Annotated in this window: 23 protein-coding genes and 1 pseudogene; 8 read left to right on the forward strand and 16 right to left on the reverse strand. The window is 43.6% G+C overall.

The window, feature by feature from the left end:
- Window positions 1-19: 19 nt before the first annotated feature.
- From V756_RS0100535 to V756_RS0100555, 6 genes and pseudogenes are all read right to left on the reverse strand, one after another.
- Entirely contained in the window at window positions 20-1114 is a 1095-nt protein-coding gene (locus tag V756_RS0100535; RefSeq protein ID WP_024712921.1) for an acetyl-CoA C-acyltransferase, read from the reverse strand.
- A 1-nt stretch (window position 1115) separates the two neighbouring features.
- On the reverse strand, window positions 1116-2555 hold the full coding sequence (locus tag V756_RS0100540) for an acyl-CoA synthetase (protein WP_024712922.1): 1440 nt from the start codon (window positions 2553-2555) through the stop codon (window positions 1116-1118).
- A gap of 6 nt (window positions 2556-2561) precedes the next feature.
- Window positions 2562-3122 carry a biotin transporter BioY gene (locus V756_RS0100545; RefSeq protein ID WP_024712923.1) on the reverse strand — a complete coding sequence of 187 codons (561 nt, stop codon included), beginning with the start codon at window positions 3120-3122 and terminating at the stop codon, window positions 2562-2564.
- Between the two features lie 134 nt (window positions 3123-3256).
- Window positions 3257-3772, reverse strand: a complete 516-nt coding sequence (locus V756_RS1000000124765) for a methyl-accepting chemotaxis protein (protein ID WP_376746285.1) — start codon at window positions 3770-3772, stop codon at window positions 3257-3259.
- Between the two features lie 288 nt (window positions 3773-4060).
- Window positions 4061-4438 (reverse strand): annotated as a pseudogene (gene hemAT, locus V756_RS1000000124770) (heme-based aerotactic transducer HemAT); the annotation flags it as partial.
- A gap of 254 nt (window positions 4439-4692) precedes the next feature.
- The gene (locus V756_RS0100555) at window positions 4693-6222 is read right to left on the reverse strand and encodes an FAD-dependent oxidoreductase (protein WP_024712925.1); all 1530 of its coding nucleotides are present in this window, start codon (window positions 6220-6222) and stop codon (window positions 4693-4695) included.
- A 112-nt stretch (window positions 6223-6334) separates the two neighbouring features.
- On the opposite strand from V756_RS0100555, the gene V756_RS0100560 reads away from it, so the two are divergent.
- Window positions 6335-7192, forward strand: a complete 858-nt coding sequence (locus V756_RS0100560; protein ID WP_024712926.1) for an SDR family oxidoreductase — start codon at window positions 6335-6337, stop codon at window positions 7190-7192.
- Window positions 7193-7218: 26 nt separating this feature from the next.
- Here V756_RS0100560 and V756_RS0100565 read toward each other — a convergent pair whose 3' ends face one another.
- Window positions 7219-7452: an IDEAL domain-containing protein gene (locus tag V756_RS0100565; RefSeq protein WP_024712927.1), complete on the reverse strand. Its 234-nt coding sequence runs from the start codon at window positions 7450-7452 to the stop codon at window positions 7219-7221.
- 292 nt (window positions 7453-7744) lie between these two features.
- On the opposite strand from V756_RS0100565, the gene comK reads away from it, so the two are divergent.
- Window positions 7745-8323, forward strand: coding sequence for a competence transcription factor ComK (gene comK / locus V756_RS0100570; protein WP_024712928.1), 579 nt, complete (start codon window positions 7745-7747; stop codon window positions 8321-8323).
- 41 nt (window positions 8324-8364) lie between these two features.
- Here the strand turns inward: comK and V756_RS0100575 are convergent, their stop codons facing one another.
- Window positions 8365-9264 carry an SDR family oxidoreductase gene (locus V756_RS0100575; RefSeq protein WP_024712929.1) on the reverse strand — a complete coding sequence of 300 codons (900 nt, stop codon included), beginning with the start codon at window positions 9262-9264 and terminating at the stop codon, window positions 8365-8367.
- A gap of 204 nt (window positions 9265-9468) precedes the next feature.
- Between V756_RS0100575 and V756_RS0100580 the strand changes: the two genes are divergently transcribed.
- Window positions 9469-9738: an excalibur calcium-binding domain-containing protein gene (locus V756_RS0100580; protein WP_024712930.1), complete on the forward strand. Its 270-nt coding sequence runs from the start codon at window positions 9469-9471 to the stop codon at window positions 9736-9738.
- A 38-nt stretch (window positions 9739-9776) separates the two neighbouring features.
- On the opposite strand, the gene V756_RS0100585 is transcribed toward V756_RS0100580, so the two are convergent.
- From V756_RS0100585 to V756_RS0100595, 3 genes are all read right to left on the reverse strand, one after another.
- Window positions 9777-11246, reverse strand: a complete 1470-nt coding sequence (locus V756_RS0100585; RefSeq protein ID WP_024712931.1) for a sodium:solute symporter family protein — start codon at window positions 11244-11246, stop codon at window positions 9777-9779.
- Window positions 11243-11443, reverse strand: coding sequence for a DUF3311 domain-containing protein (locus tag V756_RS0100590; protein WP_024712932.1), 201 nt, complete (start codon window positions 11441-11443; stop codon window positions 11243-11245). The genes V756_RS0100585 and V756_RS0100590 overlap by 4 nt, the downstream gene beginning before the upstream one ends.
- 204 nt (window positions 11444-11647) lie before the next feature.
- A complete protein-coding gene (locus tag V756_RS0100595; protein ID WP_024712933.1) occupies window positions 11648-12010 on the reverse strand; it encodes a YhjD family protein in 363 nt (120 codons plus the stop codon).
- A 148-nt stretch (window positions 12011-12158) separates the two neighbouring features.
- Here V756_RS0100595 and V756_RS0100600 point away from each other — a divergent pair, with 148 nt between their 5' ends.
- The 4 genes from V756_RS0100600 (at window position 12159) to V756_RS0100615 (ending at window position 15570) form a co-directional block, all read left to right on the forward strand.
- A complete protein-coding gene (locus tag V756_RS0100600) occupies window positions 12159-12782 on the forward strand; it encodes a TVP38/TMEM64 family protein (RefSeq protein ID WP_081719735.1) in 624 nt (207 codons plus the stop codon).
- A 1-nt stretch (window position 12783) separates the two neighbouring features.
- Window positions 12784-13290, forward strand: a complete 507-nt coding sequence (lepB, locus tag V756_RS0100605) for a signal peptidase I (protein ID WP_024712935.1) — start codon at window positions 12784-12786, stop codon at window positions 13288-13290.
- 183 nt (window positions 13291-13473) lie between these two features.
- Entirely contained in the window at window positions 13474-14967 is a 1494-nt protein-coding gene (locus tag V756_RS0100610) for a monooxygenase (protein ID WP_024712936.1), read from the forward strand.
- Between the two features lie 75 nt (window positions 14968-15042).
- Entirely contained in the window at window positions 15043-15570 is a 528-nt protein-coding gene (locus V756_RS0100615; RefSeq protein ID WP_024712937.1) for a MarR family transcriptional regulator, read from the forward strand.
- A gap of 26 nt (window positions 15571-15596) precedes the next feature.
- On the opposite strand, the gene V756_RS0100620 is transcribed toward V756_RS0100615, so the two are convergent.
- From V756_RS0100620 to ntdA, 5 genes are all read right to left on the reverse strand, one after another.
- A complete protein-coding gene (locus V756_RS0100620; protein ID WP_024712938.1) occupies window positions 15597-15794 on the reverse strand; it encodes a hypothetical protein in 198 nt (65 codons plus the stop codon).
- A gap of 240 nt (window positions 15795-16034) precedes the next feature.
- Window positions 16035-17243 carry an MFS transporter gene (locus tag V756_RS0100625; protein ID WP_024712939.1) on the reverse strand — a complete coding sequence of 403 codons (1209 nt, stop codon included), beginning with the start codon at window positions 17241-17243 and terminating at the stop codon, window positions 16035-16037.
- Between the two features lie 71 nt (window positions 17244-17314).
- Entirely contained in the window at window positions 17315-18367 is a 1053-nt protein-coding gene (gene ntdC, locus V756_RS0100630) for a glucose-6-phosphate 3-dehydrogenase NdtC (RefSeq protein ID WP_024712940.1), read from the reverse strand.
- A gap of 17 nt (window positions 18368-18384) precedes the next feature.
- Window positions 18385-19230: a kanosamine-6-phosphate phosphatase gene (gene ntdB, locus V756_RS0100635; RefSeq protein ID WP_024712941.1), complete on the reverse strand. Its 846-nt coding sequence runs from the start codon at window positions 19228-19230 to the stop codon at window positions 18385-18387.
- The gene (gene ntdA / locus V756_RS0100640) at window positions 19202-20527 is read right to left on the reverse strand and encodes a 3-dehydro-glucose-6-phosphate--glutamate transaminase (RefSeq protein WP_024712942.1); all 1326 of its coding nucleotides are present in this window, start codon (window positions 20525-20527) and stop codon (window positions 19202-19204) included. Before ntdA ends, ntdB begins: the two co-directional genes overlap by 29 nt.
- A gap of 104 nt (window positions 20528-20631) precedes the next feature.
- Here ntdA and ntdR point away from each other — a divergent pair, with 104 nt between their 5' ends.
- Window positions 20632-21621 (forward strand): NTD biosynthesis operon transcriptional regulator NtdR, encoded by a 990-nt coding sequence (gene ntdR, locus V756_RS0100645; RefSeq protein WP_024712943.1) that lies wholly within the window; start codon window positions 20632-20634, stop codon window positions 21619-21621.
- Window positions 21622-21742: the final 121 nt, after the last annotated feature.

Consider the following 21742-nt stretch of genomic DNA (forward strand, 5'->3'; position numbering starts at 1 on the left):
ACGCATCCTATGAAAAAGCCTAGGGAAGAATTTCAAATAATAAAGCCAGTCCGATTCCGCCGCCGCTTCCGATGGCCGCAACGGCATATTGACAGTCTGTCCGTCTTTGCGCCTCATAAAACAATCTTGTGACCAGAGCTGCACCCGATGCGCCATACGGATGACCCAAAGCTAACGCGCCGCCGCGCACATTGATTTTTGAAAAGGGGATACCGAGTTCTCGCGAGCAGACACAAATTTTGACGGCAAAGGCTTCATTGATTTCAAATAAATCGATATCGTCAGGTGTTACATTGTGTGCAGCTAAGAGCTTCCGGATCGCATCAACCGGTGCTGCGGGCGGATAGTTTGGGTGAATCCCGCTGACGGCGCTGCCGATAAACCGGAGCATAGGTTTGAGCCCCAGCGCTGCCGCTTTTTCTTCTTCCATTACAAGGAGAGCGGCCGCTCCGTCTGATATGCCGCTGCTGTTGGCTGCCGTGACTGTTCCGGAGCCGGTGTCGAAAACCGGTTTCGCACGGGAGATTATCGCTTCTATCGGCCGCTTTTTCAGAAATGCTTCATCCGTCTCCAATTCTCCGAGAGGAACAATTTCTTCTCGGTAACATCCTTCATCATGCGCGCTTCTGCTGCGTTGATGGCTGAGAAGCGCATATTCATCCTGCATGCTTCTGCTGATGGAATAGCGTGACGCCGTATATTCTGCCGCGATGCCCATGCCGGGATCGCCGATAGACTCTGGAGAAAAGCGGGCCCGCTCTGAAAAAGGCGATTGGCTGCTGCTCTCTGAGCCGCCCGCGATATACATCGTACCGGCTCCCGCTTGAATGAGCGTGCAGGCAAAGCGCACAGCTTCAAGGCCGGAGCCGCACTGTCTGTCTATCGTCATCCCGGGAACCGAAAAAGGCAGTCCGGCTTGCAGTGCTGACAGCCTGGCGAGGTTCCCGCCTCTGCCGGTCGCGTTCCCGAAAATGACCTCATCGATTTGATCCTCCAGCTTTCGGCTGAGACAGCTGATGATGGGGGCTGCCAAATCTTCCGGAAGAAATGGCTTCAGCAGCCCGTTCTGTTTACCAAAGATCGTTCGTTTTGCATTAACAATAACCGCATTCAAGTTACACTGCACCCTCTTTTAGCCATTTCTTCACGCTGGAACGGGCGATTTTTCCGCTGCTCGTTTCCGGCAAGCTGTCTGTAAACACCCATTTTTTCGGTATTTTATAGGAAGCCAGTTTCTGTTTGCAGCAGGCTTTCAGCTTTCTGGCATTCGTATTTCCGAGAATGACGGCCGCGGCGATTTCTCCCCAATACTCGTCCGGAATTCCAACGACAGCGGCTTTTTCAACTTCTGGACAGGAGAGAAGCACACGTTCAACTTCTTCTGGGAAAATATTTAATCCTCCGTACACGATCATCCCGTTTTCTCTTCCTGATATGTATAGAAAGCCCTCCTCATCGACACAGCCCATATCATCAACTGTCATCCAGCCGGATTCATCCGGTGCGCTGCCATTGACATAGCCGGAAAAACGCATCGGGCTTTTAACGAATATTTTTCCGATTTCCCCAGGCTGACAGTGTTCCCCGGCAGCGTTACGGATTTCAATCTGGACGTTGTGAAACGGGCGGCCGGCTGAATGGGGCTTCCGTTTGCTGTCTTCAGGTGAGGAATATGTCACAAAGCTAAGCTCTGATGTGCCGTAAAAATCGTATAGCTTGAGCTGCGGCCATGTATCGGCCAGCTTCTTCTTAGCTTCAGCCGGCCAGTCTGCACCCGATGAAATGATTTTGACGGGGCAGTCTGGAAAGGCCCCAATCCGGGTGAGGGCATCTGTCATCGTCGGTACGGTATAGAGAACGCTGATTGATTCACGGTTCAGCCATTCCTTCGTTTGAGCGGGGGAGAACTTTTTCAGCAAACAAACGGTTCCTCCGAGAAACAAAGTGCTGACAGCCCCATATAGGAAGTGTGAGGACATTAACGTTCCGGGAATCAATACCGTATCATCTGCTGAAATTGAAAAATCTGTTTCCGTACAGGCAAAGCTCTCTATCCATGAGCGGTGAGATCGTGTGAAGGCCTTCGGTTTTCCTGTCGAACCTGACGTAAATCCCATGTAAAAGGGATGTTCAGGGTCAATCATAGGCAGGGATACAGCGGATGTTTCTGATATCGCTGCCATACAGTGATCTAGCAAAACAACAGGCGTTTTGCTTTCTATCAGTTTATTTTTGAAAAAGGCTGAAGTAACCACAAGATCCGCATGGCCTATGGCCAGACGATCCTTACATTCTGCCGCGCTCCAGCGTATGTCGATAGGAATTGCGATGCATCCCGCCGCTGCGGCTCCGGCAAACAACTGTAAAAACGCAAGACTGTTTGGGAGCAAAATCGCCACACGGTTCGGTATCTTCGGTAGCGACCGCAGCCAATTTGCGGTTTGAGAGACAAGATGGGCCCAATCCCGGTACGTGATTTGCTCTGATTCAGTATGTATGGCCACACGACCTGGCGATGTTTCGGCAATAGCTGAATAGGGATGAGTAATTGTCATGAAATGTCAGCCTCCTTTCGTAAACATCGGATCGGAAAGAGACAAGGCTTGGGTGATTTTAATTGCCAGAAACGCGGATACAGCCGCTTTTATCAAATCACCAGGCACATATGCAAGACTCATGAAGGCGGCCTGTGAAAAATCAATATGCATCATAAAAGCTTGCACAGGTATACCGAGCAAATAAATGAAGATGATGCCGAATAGGATATGTGTGAAAAAGAGCCGCAATACAGTCGCCCTTCGCAATTTGGAAACGGCTAAACTGATCAGCCATGAAGCGAAAGGATAGGCGATCAAAAAGCCTGCGCTCGGTCCGAAAAAAACACCAAAGCCGCCTCGTCCGCCCGGCAAAAGCGGCGCTCCGAACGTGACAAGCAGCAAAAAGACAAGCTGGCTCAAGAAAGCAGATTTAGGCTTGAGGATGCTGCCTGCCAGCATGACACCAAGCGTTTGTAATGTAATCGGAACGGGTGTAAAAGATAAGAAGAGAGGGGGCATAAAGCCAAGCACGGCCATCAGCGCGGTAAAAATGGCAATATGCATCATGTCTATTAATCTAAGCATATGAAATCCTCCAAACCATAATAAAATATGGTTATACAATAAAGGCAGACAATTATTATGTCAACGTTTTATTTATACAGGTTAACATAATAGATATGAAAAAACCGGCTGCATGGCAGACCGGTTTTTAATGTTTATTCTTCTGTCAGTATGACAAGCGAATCAACAGAAGCGGCCACGTGAGAAACGGCTCGGCTGACTTCCTGAAGCCCTCCGAGAAAGGCCTGCAAATCGACGTCGATTTTGCCTGACTGCTCTTTGCTGATTTTCATGCTGTGGACAATTTCATCGAATAAGCGGTTAATTTGAGCCATTTTTTCTTTGCTATCGCTGACTAGTCCATTCACATCTTTGATATGTTTAGATACGATGTTGATTTGCATATTCGTATTGTTTACAAGCTCAGACACGGTAGAGACGGTTTTTTTCGTGTCTTCAGAAAGCTTCCGCACTTCATTTGCCACTACGGCGAAGCCTTTGCCGTGTTCGCCAGCGCGGGCAGATTCAATAGAAGCATTGAGTGAGAGAAGGTTTGTTTGTTCAGCAATACCTGTAACAATGCCGAAGATTTTTTCAATCTGTTGTGCGATCTCATCCAGCTTGACCATCTCTTTTTCGATTTGGACAAGGCTTGTGTCAATTTTGTTCATCTGTTTTTGCTGGATTTCAAGCTCTTTTTTCCCGCCGATTGACTTTTCTTCAACTGTGCTGGATGTCACTGTGCCGGCTTTGGATGCTTCGGAAATGCCTTCAGATTTGTCCACAAGCTCTTGGACAGATCTGCTCGTTTCTGAAAACAGATTGGCAATCGATCCAGAGGTGTCTTGAATCTTCTGATGAAGAAGGTGTTTCTTTTCCTCCTGTTCATCACGGGTTTGGCTGTATTCGCTTTGAAACGCTTCAAGTACAAGCTGCTGTTCTAGATTCAAGATTTTAGTTGTCGCTTTAATAGCTTTCAGCAGTTCTTGCTGATTTGTAATAGAGGCTTCGTAAATGTCAATCATTGACAGAAGTAATTCTTGGAATGCGCCCATATACCATTTTGGCAGAAGGCCGATTCTTAAATGAATGGAGGCGATTCGGTTTCGTTTTTCAATGAATTCATCATCAATCACGCCTGCAAACATTTCCTGAATATGCCGTTTTAGCGTTTGTTTTAAGCGGTCAACTGAGCTGTGGTCATGAATGATATCCATCAGTGAGCTTTCGTGGTCAAGGTTTTTATAAAACGCATCGACGATGGATACGATGTTGTCTTGTATGAGTGGCTGAAGCTGCTCTAACACGTAAAGCTCGGCATCTCCTAATCTGACCATTTTGAGCTGTTTTTTGACATCCGCATGTTTGTTTGTGAGCTGGATGCGGTTTTTTTGCTGTCCGTTTGCATCAGAAAAATAGGCTGTTTCTTGTTTTCTATCTTTTTTAAATAACAATCCAGTGATCCCCCTTGGGAAAAATAATGTTTAGTTTTTGGCTTTTTAAGCCTTTTTCTTTTTTATCGGTCAAGAGGAGCACGAATGAAGCTGTAAATTAAAAATATTTGTAAAAACCGTTCATTAAAATGAACGGTTTAATCAAGGTTTATTTGTTTTAAAGGTTTAATCGCCGGACCCTCTACAACCTCGCCGGTTGGTTTAAAGCGTGATCCGTGGCATGGGCAATCCCACGTGTGCTCGCCGTCGTTCCACTCGACCTCACAGCCCAAATGGGTGCACGTCGTATCGACGAGATGGAGGCAGCCTGTTTCATCCCGAAAAGCCCCCGCTCGCCTGCCGTTTATGGTGACAGCTTTCCCTTCTCCTGGCGCAATCTCGTCAAATTGGACATCAGGCTTTTCGAGCTTTCCTTTAATCAAATGCTTGGCGACATCGGCATTGTAGGAAATCACTTTCTGCAATCCGGGATTTAGATGGAAACGGGACGGCGTAAAAATGCTTTCGTATGGATTGTCTTTTTTCTCCACAAGGTCTGACAAAAGAGTGGCCGCGACAGCTGATGACGTCATGCCCCATTTTTTGAAACCGGTCGCGACAAGAATATTGTCCTCGTTTTCCGACATCGGTCCGATAAACGGAATTTTGTCAATTGACACAAGGTCCTGGGTGGACCAATAATACGGGATGTTTTCGATGCCGATGGTGCTTTCTGCCGCTTTTCTCAGTGTTTCGTAATGTGTCGACATGTCTTTTCCCTGGCCGGTTTTATGGCTTTCTCCGCTAAAGAGAATCAGTTTTTCTCCATTGGCGATGGTATAGCGGAGCGCCACTGACGGCTTATCGATACTCAAATACATGCCCTCGGGATATTCAATTTTCGGCTTGATGGCAAGGACATAGGATCTGTCAGCGTACATTCTCGTTGCATATAATCCGCCGCCATCATAAAAAGGGAAGTGGGAGCAGCATATGATAAAGCGGCTCTTAACGGCGTGCCGGTTTTTTGTGATGACTTCAGGCCTTTCTCCTTTTTTGATATCAAGCGCAACTGTGTTTTCTAAAACCCGTCCGCCTTTTTGAACAATCTGCCCGAGAAGCGCTTTTAAGTATTGCAGCGGATGAAATTGGGCTTGATTCTTCATGACAAGCGCCAGCTTAGAACCAACAGGAATCGGAAGTTCCTTGATAAGGTCTCTTTCAATGCCAAGCTTTGTGTATGCCTCGTGCTCAGTGCGGATTTTTTGCACAGCATTTTCATCTGCCGTGTAAAGATAAGCATCTTGTTCGATCCATTCGCAATCAATTTGATGTTCATCCACAATTCCTTTTATGTAATCAATTGCGTTTTGATTTGCTTCATAATAAAGCCTCGCGTGATTCAATCCGAAATGGCGGATAAACTCATCGTAAATCATGTCATGCTGTGCGGTGATTTTAGCGGTTGTATGGGCAGTAGTGCCATTGAGAATCTGATTTGCTTCAATCAATACGACACGAAAGCCTCTCTTTGTGAGTTCGTACGCTGTTGTGATTCCCGTAATTCCGCCCCCGATAATGGTGACATCACATTCGGTATCCTCTTCAAGGGCCGGAAAAGAAGGCAGGTCGGTTGATGTTCTCCAGTATGTTTCAGGTGCTTCCTTTGCAAAATATGGATTAGCCAAGCCATTATACCTCCAATCAGATTTATCCCTTAATTTTTCCATATTCTATCTTTTCATACATAGGAAGCAGGCATTGTTCATAACCTAATAAGGTTGAAAAGGAGTGAGTTCATTGGCGAATCAAAAAAAGAAAACATTGCCGCCTCAGCACCAGAACCAGCAGCCGGGTTTTGAATATCTCATGGATCCCCGTCCGGTTTTTGATAAGCCGAAGAAAGCGAAAAAATTAGAGGGCAAAACCGCAATTATTACTGGAGGAGACAGCGGAATTGGACGCGCTGTATCGGTGTTATTCGCAAAAGAAGGGGCTAATGTGGTCATTGTGTATTTGAATGAGCATCAGGACGCCGAGGAAACAAAGCAGTACGTAGAAAGGGAAGGGAGAACATGCCTGCTGATTGCGGGAGATGTCGGAGATGAAGCGTTTTGCAATGATGTGGTCAGGCAGGCAAGCCAAGCGTTTCCGTCCATTGATATATTGGTCAACAACGCAGCTGAGCAGCATGTCCAGCCAGGCATTGAAAAAATCACAAGCCATCAGCTGATCAGAACCTTTCAAACGAACATTTTCTCCATGTTTTACTTAACAAAGGCAGTGCTGCCTCATTTAAAAAAAGGCAGCTCCATCATTAATACCGCTTCAATTACGGCTTATAAAGGGAGTAAAACGCTGATCGATTACTCAGCGACAAAAGGAGCCATCGTCACATTTACAAGGTCCCTTTCCCAGTCACTTGTTCAACAGGGCATTAGGGTCAATGCAGTAGCGCCGGGTCCCATTTGGACACCGCTTATCCCAGCCACCTTTGCGGCAAAGGATGTGGAAGTGTTTGGTTCAGACGTGCCAATGGAACGCCCGGGGCAGCCGGTGGAAGTGGCGCCAAGCTATTTATACCTTGCCAGCGATGATTCCTCATATGTTACAGGACAGACGATTCACGTCAATGGCGGCACGATTGTGAATGGGTAATAAAAAGCCAATCCTTAAGGATTGGCTTATTCGCTCTGTTTGAGCGTTGCATATTCTTTAGAGAGCGTCAAAAACGCATCTTTATCTTTTTCGTCCAAGGCTTTGTTGATTTGGTCCGTCAGCATGGTCAGACGGCGCTTATACAAGGATTCATCGAGCACCATTTGAATGTAGACATCCGTCATTGTGACATCAAATTCTTTTGTTTGTTGCGTGTTGCGGGACTTCATGAGCTCAGTGTACGATTTTTTCTCTTTCATAAAGAATCCCCCCAATGCCTTTTTTATAGTATATGGATAACAATCGAAAAAATCAATAAATTTTTATAATCTTTAGACAACTAATACTTGGCAATCTATCGACATATCCTGCAAAATGCCGTAAACCAGCCGATCCTATGAATGTAAAATCGGTTTATTACTAGTAATTTAGAGCTAATAAATATCATTAAAAGATGATTTTAGCTTATTCGGTAAAAAAAACTGTCGTTTTATAAAAACAGATGATAGATTATTAGTATAAATTTTGCAGAAAAAGGATGGAGGCCATAATATGAGTCAAAAAACAGACGCACCCTTAGAATCGTATGAAGTAAACGGCGCCACAATCGCCGTGCTGCCAGAAGAAATCGATGGCAAAATCTGTTCCAAAATTATTGAAAAAGACTGCGTGTTTTACGTCAGCATGAAGCCGCTGCAAATTGTCGACAGAAGCTGCCGGTTTTTCGGATCAAGCTATGCGGGAAGAAAAGCGGGAACTTATGAAGTGACAAAAATTTCCCACAAACCGCCGATTATGGTGGACCCTTCGAACCAAATCTTTTTATTCCCTACACTTTCTTCGACAAGACCCCAATGCGGCTGGATTTCCCATGTGCATGTGAAAGAATTCAAACCGACTGAATTCGACGATACAGAAGTGACCTTTTCGAACGGCAAAACGATGGAGCTGCCGATCTCCTGCAATTCGTTTGAAAACCAGGTTTACCGGACAGCGTGGCTCAGAACCAAATTCCAAGATCGAATCGAACACCGCGTGCCGAAACGGCAGGAATTTATGCTGTACCCGAAGGAAGAGCGGACGAAGATGATTTATGATTTTATTTTGCGAGAGCTCGGGGAGCGATATTAGAAAATAGAAAGGAGCTGACCGAACAGGACAGCTCCTTTGCTTTAGGCCGTCGGAATTCCGCCGGTGATGCCATATACCTGAGAGGTCACATAGCTTGAATTCTCTGAAGCTAGAAATACATAAACATCTGCTAATTCTGCCGGCTGTCCAGCTCGGTTTAGCGGTGATGGCGGTGTGCTTTGACCGAATGTCGGTATGTTTTCCGTCGGCTGGCCTCCGGAAATCTGCAGCGGCGTCCAAATTGGCCCGGGCGCAACTGAATTCACTCTGATGCCTTTGGAAGCCAGCTGTTTTCCCAGTCCGACAGTAAAACCGATAATGGCGTTTTTCGTTGCTGCGTAATCTAACAGCATCGGGCTTGGGTTGTAGCCTTCAACTGAGGTCGTAGTGATAATTGAAGCTCCCTCCGGCAAATACGGAAGTGCCGCTTTTACAACCCAGTAAAGGGAAAAGACGTTCACTTCAAATGTTTTATAGATTTGTTCAGTGGGCAGGTCTTCAATGTTTTGGACCGCTTGCTGTTTACCGGCAACCAGCGCCAGTACATCCAATCCGCCAAGTTCCTGATGGGCCTGTTTGACCAAATCCCGGCAAAAGGACTCGTCGCTCAAGTCTCCGGGGATGAGCACTGCTTTTCGTCCTTCTGCTTCTATCAGTTCTTTTACCTGTTCGGCATCAGGTTGCTCCGCAGGCAAATAGTTAATGGCCACATCGGCGCCTTCCCGGGCGTAAGCAATTGCGGCAGCGCGGCCAATACCGGAATCGCCGCCGGTGACGAGCGCTTTTCGGCCAATCAGTTTATCCGCTCCTTTATAGCTTTTTTCCCCGCAATCCGGCACCGGCTTCATGTTCTTTTGCAGGCCGGGCGGTTCTTGATATTGTTCAGGGAATTCATCGTGAAAAAATGCTGTTAAAGGATTGCTAAGGTTTGAATCAGACATCATCAACGCTCCTTTTCTGTTTGGTGTATATTCGTACGTGTACCCCCGCAGCATATAGAGAAAAACATGTTTTGGCAGTTTGACTGCTGAAAGACAAAAAAACAGACTTACTTCTATATTTATCTTGTCAAATATGACTGTATGAATTATGATAAATCCAGCTATAAAACAACTAAATATTGGATGGGAGATGGGTATATCGTCATGAAGAAAACGGCGGCGGTTTTGCTGTCACTCGGTCTCGTTTTCGGTTTTTCATACGGAGCAGATCATGTGGCGGAAGCTAAAACAAAGGTGAAGGTTTATAAGAACTGCAAGGAGTTAAACAAAGTATATAAAGGCGGGGTGGCCCGCACGTCGAAGGTGAAAAATAAAGGCGGAAAAACGAAGTACAAGCCTTACGTCTCTAAGACGCTTTATGATGCCAATAAAAATAAAGACCGCGATAAAGATTTAATCGCCTGCGAACGTTAAAGAAGAAAAAGCAATCTGATTTCAGATTGCTTTTTCATTTATGCCGCTTGATCAGCCGCGGCGCTTTTCGTTTTTCTTGTCGCCAAGCTTACTGCCGCCATGACCGTCATGTTCAAAAGCAGAGCGACTATGCCGACATTCAAGTCTTTTGCTGCTTGCGGCAGCGCCGGAATTAAAGTGCCAATCGTCGTTTCCGTCAATGTAATATAAGAAACCGCTCCGACACCTGTAATGATGCCGCAGAAAGCTCCTTGCTTCGTCACCATATTATGCCTGAACAGACTGAACAATAGAGCCGGGAATAATTGTGTGACAAGGCTGTAGCCCATTAATAGCAGCGTAACGATGGTATTTCCTCCCCTGAAGGTAAAGTACACCGAAATCAGCGCGATCACTGGAACTAAACATTTGGCAAGCATTGAGACTTGCTGTTCTGTCGTGCGGGGTGCGAACACTTTGTACACATTTTTTGCAAACAGCGTGGAGGCGGACATTAAGATCATAGACCCCGGCACAAGCGCGGTCAGCAATCCGGCAGCACCGATAATCCCGACAAACCAAGGGTCAAATGTTTGCAGAGACAGCCTCAAAAGCGATAGATCCCCGTCTGCGTCTTTCAACCCCGGAACTTGCAGAATAGCGGCAAAGCCGACGAAAAGGACGAAGAGCAGGACCAGCTGGTATAAAGGCATGATGATGGCATTTTTGCGAAACACTTTTGGGTTTTCGGCTGAATACGAAGCGGAAAACGTATGAGGCCACATGTAAAACCCAAGCGCTGTCAAGAGCACGGTGGAGCTGAACCACGCCGCACTTTGCCCCGTTTCCGGAAGCGTCAGAAAGCCCGGCTTTGCCGTTTCAATCTGCTGAAACATGTCTTGGAATCCGCCGTAATAATGAATCGGCAAATACACACCTAAAAACAGAACGACAGCCAAAATCATGATGTCTTTTACAACCGATATCCAAGCGGATCCGTGAATGCCGGAAACCATAACATAAACCGTGATGGAAACAGCGCCGATCCAGATGGCGGCGGCCGGAGAGATTTTGCCGTATGACGTTTCCGATACAATCAGTCCAAGGCCTTTCAGCTGCAGCACAAGATATGGAATAAGAGCGGCGATACCTACCAATGAGACGAGAACGCCAAGCAGCGGACTGTTATATTTTCTGGTGAAAAAATCAGACTGCGACATCAGCTTATGCTGTTTCGCGTATGTCCAAACCGCCGGCAGGAGCCAATAAGAAAGGATATAGGCCAGACAGCCGTAGGCGATGATGTAAAAGGCCGGCCCGCCTTTCCCGTAAGCCCAGCCGCTGCCGCCGAGAAACGTAAACGTAGTGTAAATTTCGCCTGCCATTAATAAGAAAACAAATACGGTTCCGAAGCCGCGGCCTCCAACGGTCCACTGCTCAAGGTTCATGTCTTTTCCTTTTTGGGCGCGTATGCCGAGAAAAATGCTTAAGAGCAGGACGCCGAAAATGATGATGAGCGCTGCGTTCATTCTGCTTCCTCCTTTTTATTTTCGTTGTCGAGGACATACACAATTGCCATCAGCGCAGAGGTCAAAAGAGCCCATATCACAATATAGGCCAGGATAAACGGCATGCCGAACACGTAGGGGGTCACTTTATTTGCAAAAGGGGTGCCGAGTAAGATTCCGATAAAGGGCAAGGCGGCGAGAATGTGAATCAGTTTCATAAAATCCTCCTTCGAATTAGGGTGGGGTATACAAGCCCGACCGTACTGAAAATGTTGTCGTCGAGATGACAGCACATGTCATTTTTTGGGGTGAAAGGCTGTGGTACGAATTATAAATAAATTTATTTTAATTGTATAGTGTGAATTGTCTGAATTTTTTACAGAATCGCCCGAAGATGGAACGGGCAGTATAATTCAAAAGACTCAGATCCTGTCCGGGGCGAATAGGTAGTATGTTAATAATTCACTGACCTGCTCTCGGATCCGCGGATTAAAATAGCGGTGCTTTTCTTCATAACGATCGATCACAAATACATAAAGTGTAAAGGCCTCATCGCGCTCCGCCTCGTGAATCGCAATTTTTCTTTTTCGCAGCTCTTTTCTGACCTCGATCAAATCCTTTTGTGCTATTTTTAATGATTCGCTGATAAGCTTTTTATAGGGATGTTTCAATTTTAAAGTGCTCTCCTCAATTCCGGCGAGATCACGGTTAAAAATCGTAATAGCCATGGGCAAAAAAAGCGCCCGTTCAATTAAATTGTAGATTTCCTCCTGCAGATGCGGCATGCTGACTCCTTCTTTCGGGAACGTTTGTTCTGTTTATATTCTATATCGGCTGGTGAAATGATTCAAGACAGAAAAAATCACCAAAACTTTTTAGTTTTCTGCTGATAATGTGTAGAATAAGGATAGACAAACCCGGTAAGGAGTATAAATGTTGGAGCATTTTTTATCTTATTTCACGCAAGAGCATGTAACTGAATTATTTCAAAGCTATAGGGCTTTCGGTCCTCTTATTGCTGTGCTGCTGCCTTTAATTGAAGCATTTCTCCCGTTTTTGCCGCTGATTGTGTTTGTGGTGGCGAATACGAATTCGTTTGGCTTGTGGGAAGGGTTCATTCTGTCTTGGGCGGGATCAACTGCTGGATCTATTCTTGTATTTTTGATCGTCCGTCAATACGGTCAGAGAAGATTGCTTGGATTTATCCGCAGTCATCCGTCGGTCAGAAAGCTGATGGTATGGGTGGAAAGACACGGCTTTGGTCCTTTGTTTCTTCTGCTTTGTTTTCCGTTTACACCGTCAGCGGCGGTGAATGTTGTTGCGGGTTTGTCAAGGATCGGAACGCGGCAGTTTATTTTGGCGGCAGCCTCGGGAAAGCTTGTCATGATTTTTATGATCAGCTTCATCGGATATGATCTGCACGCACTGATTACACAGCCGATTCGAACGGTCATTGCTGTATTGGTGATCACTGTCTTATGGTATGTCGGAAAAAAGGTAGAGCGGTATTTGCATGTGAGAGCCAGTCAGCATGAGCATGATGGAGGGAGACAGTAGCATGAAAAAACGGTTTTGGTTTCTTGCCGGTGTAGTGTCCGTCGTTCTCGTCATTCAGGTTAAAAATGCCGTCTTCATTGATTACAAGGTGGAAGGCGTCAGTATGAACCCGACCTTTCAGGAAGGGAACGAACTGTTAGTCAATAAATTTTCTCATCGATTTAAAACCATCCATCGCTTTGATATTGTCCTTTTTAAAGGCCCTGATCAAAAAGTGCTGATTAAGCGGGTAATCGGGTTGCCCGGTGAATCAATCAAATATAAAGATGATCAGCTGTATGTGAACGGAAAGCGGGTTGCGGAACCATTTTTGAAGCATTTGAAGTCTGTTTCTGCCGGGAGCCATGTAACAGGTGATTTTACCTTGAAAGATGTGACAGGAACAAGCAAGGTGCCGAAAGGGCAATATTTTGTCGTGGGAGATAATCGCATATACAGCTTCGACAGCCGGCATTTTGGCCCGATCAGAGAAAAAAATATTGTCGGTGTGATTTCCGATGCTGAATAAAAAGACGTCAATTGAAGGGGCGTCTTTTTTGTGCTTGTTTGGAAAAATGTGTTGAAGAAAAATTTGCAAGAAGCTATAATTAATATTGTTACGTATGTAACAAAAAATATGTTTATAATTTGATATGATTTTATTTTCAAAGGGTTCATAATCGTTTTAAGTAAAACAAAAGGAGTGGTCGCGATGAATGTTGAAGCTGTCATTATAGGGGGAGGGCCGGTCGGATTTATGCTGGCTTCCGAGCTTGCGATAGCCGGGGTGAAGACATGTGTGATTGAGCGGTTTGAAAAGCCTGTTCCGCATTCCAAGGCGTTGACGCTGCATCCCCGCACGCTGGAGCTGCTTGAGATGAGAGGGCTGCTGGAGCGTTTCGTATCCAAAGGAAGCAAAATACCTTCCGGGCACTTTTCGATGCTGGATACCCGTCTTGATTTTTCTGGAATGGATACGAGCTGTCCTTACACGCTTTTGCTTCCGCAGGCTAAAACAGAGCAGCTGCTTGAGGAACATGCGCGAAGCTTGGGGGCAGAGGTGTTTCGAGGAGCAGAGGCGCTGTCGGTTACGCAAAACGGGGCAGAGGTGCAAACGATTTTCAAGGATCGTGACGGCAGTGTGCGGACGGTCACAAGCCAGTTTGCTGTTGGTGCCGATGGAGCCAGAAGTACCGTCCGGAAACAGGCGCAAATTGAGTTTCCGGGAACAGACAGCACCATCACCGCTGCCCTTGCAGATGCGGCGCTCCATTCTCCTCCGCCGTCAGGCGTGCTGTCCCTTTGCACAGAAGAAGGCGGTGTCATGATCGTTCCGCTTTCTCCGAAACAATACCGAGTCGTCGTGATCAGCCCTTATCGCACGCAGACGCCGAAAGATGTGCCAGTCACTGAGGAGGAGCTGAAAGCCGATCTCATACGAATCTGCGGGACTGACTTCGGTCTAACAGAGCCTTCGTGGATGTCGCGGTTCGGGAATGCCGCACGCCAAGCGAAGCGGTATCGGGACGGAAGAATCTTTCTTGCGGGTGATGCGGCGCATATTCATTTTCCAGCAGGCGGCCAAGGGCTGAATGTCGGCCTTCAGGATGCAATGAACCTCGGGTGGAAGCTGGCAGCAGCTGTGAAGGGCACTGCGCCGTTATGGCTTTTGGACAGCTACCATGAGGAGCGGCACCCTGCTGCGGAAGAGCTTCTGAGAAACGCGGAGGCACAGACGAAGCTGATCGATTTCTCTCAAGCAGGCCTCCATTTGCGAAGTATGATGTCTGAGCTGCTTGCCTTCCCTGAAGTAAATCGATATATAGCGGGGCAAATTTCTGCGCTCGATGTCAGGTATGAAGCTGATCCCGATATGCCGCCGCATCGTTTGAACGGGTCAAGGCTTCCTGACATGGAGCTGATTCTTTCCGACGGCAGTTCGGAACGGCTGTACAGCTTTCTCCAAAACGGGACATTCGTTTTGCTGTCATTGATACAAGAAGCTGATGATCATAGCCGAATAAAAGGCTTGCGCACGGTAACCGCCTCGCTTGCAGAACCAGATGGAAAATTGCGGGACGTGCATACAATATTGATTCGCCCTGATGGACATGTTGCATGGGCAATAGATGCATCGGCGCCTGATTGTGCCGGTATGATTCAAACAGGGGTCAGCCGCTGGCTTTCCGTCACCAGCCGGGTGTAACGCAATTCGATTGTTTCATCTGTAACAAAACGGTATGATAGAAGAAACAATCGAATGGAAAAGGTGAAAAACCCGATGAACACAGATCATACGAAACACAAACTTTTTGAATTGTATGCGGAGCTCATTCACCAGCAGGAGAAATGGGAGGGGCTTATTAAAGCTTTTTTGGCTGACGAATTGAAGAAGCTTGATGCCGAGCATGGGAGCAAATCTCAATTGTCGATGACAGAAATTCATGTTCTTTCTTGTGTTGGAGACAATGAGCCGATCAATGTCACGTCGATAGCAGAAAAAATGAATACGACAAAAGCGACAGTGTCGCGCATCAGTACAAAATTGCTCAGCGCAGGCTTCCTTCACAGAACTCAGCTCAGCGATAATAAAAAGGAAGTTTACTTTCGTTTGACGCCGGCTGGGAAAAAACTGCATGGGCTGCACAAGTATTATCATCAGAAGGTCGAGCAGCGTTTTCTGTCTTTTTTTGACCAGTATACAGAGGAAGAGATTCTTTTTGCGGAACGGCTGTTTCGTGATCTCGTGACAAAATGGTATCCGTCGTCAGGAGAAATAGAAGAGGGTCTGCACAGCGTTTTTAAATAAAAAACACGCACTGTGGTGCGTGTTTTTCACGTTTCTTCTTTCTTTTTCAGGATGGCGAGGTAAATCAAATTTCCTCCGGCTAAAATCGTAAGCGGCAGTCCGGGGGAGCCGGATGTCACCAAATTGTAAATCAGCCAGATGCCTAAACATAATCCGTAATATAAATGCATTGCCTTGCCGGGATTGTCGCGCAGAAAACGCCCCTTTACCATTTTTTTCATCATAACGCCGCATTAATTTCAAGATTTCTCCTTTAGTTTACATGAATCGATCTTTGGCTTTAGATGAATGCTCAAAATACTTCGAGAGGATTTTTGGGATTACTTTTCTTTTAAAAGTATACAACTGCGTTTTCTGATAACTCTGCCACGTCTCCTTCAATTTCTTGATGTTCAACTATGGGCTTCTCGATCACTTGTATTTACCTTTGGTTTGTCTATTAGTATCTTTCATTTATGGGTTTTTTACTGTGTTTTTGAAGCTTTGCTCTCAAAGTGAATAGGGTCTTCTGTTTTCGTTCTTCTAATCTTTACAGAAATACCTGCTAGAATGACCGCCATAGCTGTGAATATTCCCATTGTTAATAAGATCGTATCCTGATTTAAACTCCATCCAATTAAGAAAGAGAGGATGGCTCCTCCGAAACTTGCTGAAGCAATAAATAGGCTTGTCACTTCGTCAATGTACTTCTGAATAATGATTGATGCTAGGGTTAAAGCAATGGGGAATATGCCCGCTATACTTAGACCAATCAAAAAAATACCACTCAATTGAAGTGTTGGGTTACTTATATAAGAGAAGGCAATCAACAAAACAATTAAACAGCTACAACTAAACAGGAGGTACTTAGAAAAATCAAGCCTTCTACTTACTATGCCAATCAGTATTCTTCCTATGATTATCCCCACCCAGAAAAAGGAGACACTTATAAGGCTAATTTGTTCATTGTCTTGGTTTATCATGATGGAAGGTAAAAAGTTGGCAAAATTCGTTTCAATTCCAGCATATAGGAAAGCGAAAAATACAAAAAAGCCTAATTGCTTTGATTTTTTTCTATCTCCTATAAAGTATTGAAACGCTCCTGCATGTGGCAAGGCCACTTGCTGGTTAGCATGATTTTTAGCATGCTTTCGGTTCTTGGACAAGAAAATTAACCACCCTGCTAATAGGACGAACAAAAAGGTAAATATGCAGTAATACGGTAGATGCCAGTTACTGCTATCGATGAAGGGATTAATTAATAATGGGAAAGATAAAGCGCCTAATCCAAAGAGGACTTCCAACTTACTCATTTTTTCTGCATTACTTTCGAAATTAGCAATAACAAAGGAACCAACTGTCGTTTCTAATGTACCTGCCCCATAGCCTAAGAGAAAAGCCATTCCGACAATATAATACCAATCCTTAGTTAGAAAAAAGATACTTAATGCTGCAAGCATGATTGTCAACGCTAAAGTAAGTGTCCTAAAGTGACTGTATTTCTTAATCATTAACGGTGCGATTAACACTCCGCTTAGGAATCCGGTAAACTGAAAGAAAATGATGATCGAAATATCATCTGTTGTCTTGTTAAAAGACTCTAATAGAAATGGTGTCAAACTCCCTGTTGATATATGGATAATACCTACTGTGAAAAAGAAAGCATATCCAAATAAATATGTCCCTCTTAACATTCATCACACCCCTATATGAAAAAGCAGGAAAATAGATTCCTGCTTTTTTAGTAACTTCCCTCTTCGAAATACTAATTGACTGCTAAAGCAGACCTTGTTTGAGAGTCGCAATCTTTCTCAAAGAACATTTCTAATACTTTCTGAGATCTAAGACCATCGTGAAAAGAAGGGATCTCCACCCATTCTTTCTGAGTTGATTCAATCCAATTGATTAACTCGCTTCTAAAAGAATCAGCCCAGCCATAAAATTCGTTTGGCGGATCGTTTAATAGACTTTGCGGCACTGAGCAGTCTGCCACATTCAAGCCATCTATGAGCTTGTAAACATGAGGATTGCCTGTATGATATTTAAACTCTTTTTTGTGTCCAACTACCTCAATGCTAAAACCGCAGTCTTCAGGCACAGAACATTTTGATGTGATGATATTTACAAATACCTTGTTCTTCAGTTGACCATAAATTTCTGCATAGTCATCTACAAGTACCTGTTTATCCTCTTTTGTTTTTACATTTGTGTTCATCTTTGCTCTTACTGATTCTGGGATGAAATCACTCTCAAACAAATACCATACCAAGTCGATAAGGTGAATACCCAGATCCCCTAATGATCCACTTGTCTTTTTACTATTAGCGTCATCTCTCCAAGTAAACTTTTTGCGTCTAATTGCACTATTTTTCTTGAAGTGTACTTTTATGGACAGTATGTTACCTAGTTCATTATTGATAATTAAGCTTTTTAAGATATTTACATAAGATAAATATCGATAATTAAATCCCATACTAGCTCTTACATCTGACCTTTCAGCGGTATCTTTCATTATGCTTGCTTCCTCGAGAGAAATAGCCATAGGCTTTTCACACAATACATGCTTATGTTTTGCCAATGCCTGTAAAGCGTGTTCTTTATGGCAAAAGTTTGGTGATGCTACAATTACACCTTCTGAGGCATCAATGAGTTCATCTGCTTTTTCATATGTCTTCCCACCGAAAGTTTTCACAAAGCTTTCCGCATTTTGTTGATTTATGTCATATACCCCTACTAACTCTGCGTTTTTTATTGTAGATAAAGCAGTTGCGTGCGCTCTGGCAATACCACCTGCACCTATGATACCAATCTTCTTCATATCTATTTTCCTCCTTATTAACCAATTAATTTTTTTAAGGTATTAGTAATTCCTTTTGAGTACTCACTATCAGTTATAAGTTGGTGCAAGTTTTTAGCTTCCTGTGTTGCATTTTTCAGCAGATATCCATTCCCTACAGCCTGTAACATACGAACATCATTTCCGCTATCTCCAAATGCGATAGCTTTTTCGGCATTTAGGCTGTATTTCTCTAACATAAACTTTACAATTTCATTCTTTCCTGTTCCCTTGGGGATAAAATCTACATCATAGCTGTCTTCCGGATCACCTGCTAACGGATTACATCGATTGATATTAACTGAAACTCCGTATTCCTCGCAGATCTTTTCAATGGATGACAGGTTTTTCTTGTCGTTTATTTCATCTTGTTCCTGATAATAAAAATTGTGCTTATACCGTGACTTTCCTAATTGAGTTTGAGGATTCAACAGAATGTTATAATTGTCGTGTAGCTGTTTCACAATTCGATCTATCTTTTCTTTACTAAACTCTTCATTTATACGGCTGTTCCACTCATGATCTTGCTGTCCGAAGTTATGCTCTGAAAAGTACGTGATTTCAGTTCCAAGATCACTAGCGACAAAATGCGGGAAATATCTAAATTTTCCTCGTTCCATTTTATCGAGAATAGATTCTATGCTGCTCCCAGTAACCCATCCAATTAGCAGTTCCCCAGCTTTACTTTTTTGTTCCAGATAGTCTTCGAGTTCATATATGTCTTGTTGTTGCTGTTCGTCGATTGTATGCGGAAAATACGTCTCATCAAAATCACAAAAAACAATATACTGAGGATGTTCAACCTTGGATAACGTTTTATACTCCAGCTTTTTGCTTAATAACACTGAACAGTCCCTCCATTACTCTGTCTTGTTCTTCTAAAGTAAATGACGGATATAAAGGCAAATGCAGTACCTGACTATGTGCCTTTTCCGTATGGACCAATTGGAGTTTTGTGTACTTGTCCTGTACTAAAGGAGTGTTTTGCATATGAGACAGTACTGGATAATATATATCTGTTTGAACACCATAATCTTCATTTAATTTCGTCATGATATCTGTCCTATCCTCTGCTTTTACCTTAATAGGAAACAGGTGCCACACATGATCTTCGCTTAATTCCGGTAATTCAATAAGGCCTTTATTCTGTAATTCTGCTAATTGAGTAATGTATCTATCAGCCAAGAATAGTCTTTTGAAGTTGTTTAATGAAAGGTGCTTTATTCTCTCTAAACCAATTGCAGCCTGTAAATTGTCCATTTTTGAATTAAATCCAAAATTGATGACTTTCTTATTTTTCACATTTACTTCAAAACCATGATAACTGAATTGAATGCATTTTTTGGCGAGTTCTTCATTATCAGTTGCTATTGCCCCAGCCTTACCGCATACACCAAAATTCTTATATGGATTAAAACTTAATGTAGTGATGTCTGCGTACTTTCCTAAGTCTGTCAGCCCAATTCCTTGGCAAGCATCTTCAATTACTTTCAATTTATAACGATTTGCTATTTGGCGGATCTGCTTCATTTCTGAATGTTTTCCGTATAGATGCACAGGGAGAATAAACTTTGTATAAGGCGTTATTGCTTCCTCAATTTTGTTAGGGTCGAGGCAGAATGTTTGTGGGGTAATATCTGCATAGACAGGCACGCCTCCCACAGCTAACACAGCATTTTCAGTAGCTGAAAAGCTATTAGCTGGCATGATCACTTCATCCCCGCGGTTTAACCCTAAAGCCAATAATCCTATCATAATAGCATCCGTTCCGCTGCTGGTTGCAATTACATACCTTTTATGTAAATATGTAGATAAAACGTCTTCGAATTTCTCTAAATAGGAACCACTCGTAAATTTTCCAGTTGGCAAAACGCTAGTTAATGCAGTTAAGATATCATCCACTTCATCATTGGTTATTAATCTGTCTACAGGCATAAAAGGGACTTTACTGATTTCACGATTTTTTTGGTAGTTGAAAAGGTCATTTTCAATATCGGTATTTTCTTTTAATACTTGTCTCCAACGCTCGTTTACAATACTGTCTTCAATAACAAGTTCTTTTCCTTGTACGTCACCTTTTAAGTGCTTTAGCAGTAACATGTTTTCTTTACTTTTACCTGAAACTCTGACTTGTTTTTGCATGAACAGTACCTCCAATGAGTTTATAATGTGGAAAATTTGATACAAATTTATCCTAATTTCTGAAACCGGTAACATGTCAATAACTTTTTTGAGGAAGGGAAAATATGCCTACAATTGATGAAATAGCAAGATTATGTAACGTGTCTAAAACCACAGTATCAAGAGTATTGAATAATCACCCTTATGTATCGAAAGAAAAAAGAGATATGATTTTAAAGGCGATTAACGAACTTGATTACACTCCCAATTATTTAGCTCGGAATTTTAGGAGAAATAAGACACAAACGATAGCTTTATCGGTTCCGAGTATCGACCATCCATTTTTTGCACAATTAATAAAAGGGGTCTCTCATGAAGCACTGTCTAAGAATTACAAGGTAATTGTATTTCAAACCTTTTATGACAAACAGACAGAGCTGGAACTATTAGAGTTATTGAAGCACAAAGAAGTTGATGGTGTTATTCTTGGAACTTTAGAAAATGACTGGGATAAGATATCGCATTTTTTAAGGTATGGTCCGATCTTATTATGTAATGAATATCATCACTCAGCGGACATCACGATCATTGGATATGATGAATTTGAAGCTGCATACATGGGGGTGGTACATTTAATTGAAAGAGGGCATGAAAAAATTGGATTTTGTTTTGACACGCCATATAGCGAAGCTCAATGTCAGCGGAAAGAGGGGTACTTGAAAGCTTTACAAGATTACAATTTACATCATAGAAACGAATGGATATTCGGTGAATTGTTTAATATCGAGGATGGCTTTCGTGTTTTTCATAAGATAAAGGATCTAAAGGACAGACCCTCAGCAATCTTTACGGGAAATGATCAAGTCGCCGCAGGGATTATTAAACAGGCGATAAAAAACGGCTTTCATGTTCCAGAAGACTTAGCTGTAATAGGTTTTGACAACCAATTGATTTGCCAAGTAGTGACTCCGACCATAACAACAATTGATATTCCCATCATAGAATTAGGTCAACAGGCTGTGTTGAAAATAATCGAGTATATTTCGGGCAACATTTCTTTAAACAGAAACATTATTAAACTGCCAACAAGTCTTATCATAAGAGAATCAACTTAACTAGAGATTTCGCCTTCCTTGTATAGAAAAAGAGGTTATTCATATATAACCTCTTTTTCTATCAGGAAGCCTGTTTTTTGGAATTTTCATAAACGCTTCTATACCAAAGTCGTCAACGATT

The sequence above is a fragment of the Bacillus tequilensis KCTC 13622 genome (assembly GCF_000507145.1).
Lineage (GTDB): Bacteria > Bacillota > Bacilli > Bacillales > Bacillaceae > Bacillus > Bacillus tequilensis.

Excerpts from the sequence above, each read along its gene's own strand:
- V756_RS0100540 (WP_024712922.1), bottom strand. The coding sequence starts at position 2,555 with ATGACAATTACTCATCCCTATTCAGCTATTGCCGAAACATCGCCAGGT.
- V756_RS0100545 (WP_024712923.1), bottom strand. The coding sequence starts at position 3,122 with ATGCTTAGATTAATAGACATGATGCATATTGCCATTTTTACCGCGCTG.
- V756_RS1000000124765 (WP_376746285.1), bottom strand. The coding sequence starts at position 3,772 with ATGAACAAAATTGACACAAGCCTTGTCCAAATCGAAAAAGAGATGGTC.
- V756_RS0100565 (WP_024712927.1), bottom strand. The coding sequence starts at position 7,452 with ATGAAAGAGAAAAAATCGTACACTGAGCTCATGAAGTCCCGCAACACG.
- comK (WP_024712928.1), top strand. The coding sequence starts at position 7,745 with ATGAGTCAAAAAACAGACGCACCCTTAGAATCGTATGAAGTAAACGGC.
- V756_RS0100575 (WP_024712929.1), bottom strand. The coding sequence starts at position 9,264 with ATGTCTGATTCAAACCTTAGCAATCCTTTAACAGCATTTTTTCACGAT.
- V756_RS0100580 (WP_024712930.1), top strand. The coding sequence starts at position 9,469 with ATGAAGAAAACGGCGGCGGTTTTGCTGTCACTCGGTCTCGTTTTCGGT.
- V756_RS0100585 (WP_024712931.1), bottom strand. The coding sequence starts at position 11,246 with ATGAACGCAGCGCTCATCATCATTTTCGGCGTCCTGCTCTTAAGCATT.
- V756_RS0100590 (WP_024712932.1), bottom strand. The coding sequence starts at position 11,443 with ATGAAACTGATTCACATTCTCGCCGCCTTGCCCTTTATCGGAATCTTA.
- V756_RS0100595 (WP_024712933.1), bottom strand. The coding sequence starts at position 12,010 with ATGCCGCATCTGCAGGAGGAAATCTACAATTTAATTGAACGGGCGCTT.
- V756_RS0100600 (WP_081719735.1), top strand. The coding sequence starts at position 12,159 with ATGTTGGAGCATTTTTTATCTTATTTCACGCAAGAGCATGTAACTGAA.
- lepB (WP_024712935.1), top strand. The coding sequence starts at position 12,784 with ATGAAAAAACGGTTTTGGTTTCTTGCCGGTGTAGTGTCCGTCGTTCTC.
- V756_RS0100610 (WP_024712936.1), top strand. The coding sequence starts at position 13,474 with ATGAATGTTGAAGCTGTCATTATAGGGGGAGGGCCGGTCGGATTTATG.
- V756_RS0100615 (WP_024712937.1), top strand. The coding sequence starts at position 15,043 with ATGAACACAGATCATACGAAACACAAACTTTTTGAATTGTATGCGGAG.
- V756_RS0100620 (WP_024712938.1), bottom strand. The coding sequence starts at position 15,794 with ATGATGAAAAAAATGGTAAAGGGGCGTTTTCTGCGCGACAATCCCGGC.
- V756_RS0100625 (WP_024712939.1), bottom strand. The coding sequence starts at position 17,243 with ATGTTAAGAGGGACATATTTATTTGGATATGCTTTCTTTTTCACAGTA.
- ntdC (WP_024712940.1), bottom strand. The coding sequence starts at position 18,367 with ATGAAGAAGATTGGTATCATAGGTGCAGGTGGTATTGCCAGAGCGCAC.
- ntdA (WP_024712942.1), bottom strand. The coding sequence starts at position 20,527 with ATGCAAAAACAAGTCAGAGTTTCAGGTAAAAGTAAAGAAAACATGTTA.
- ntdR (WP_024712943.1), top strand. The coding sequence starts at position 20,632 with ATGCCTACAATTGATGAAATAGCAAGATTATGTAACGTGTCTAAAACC.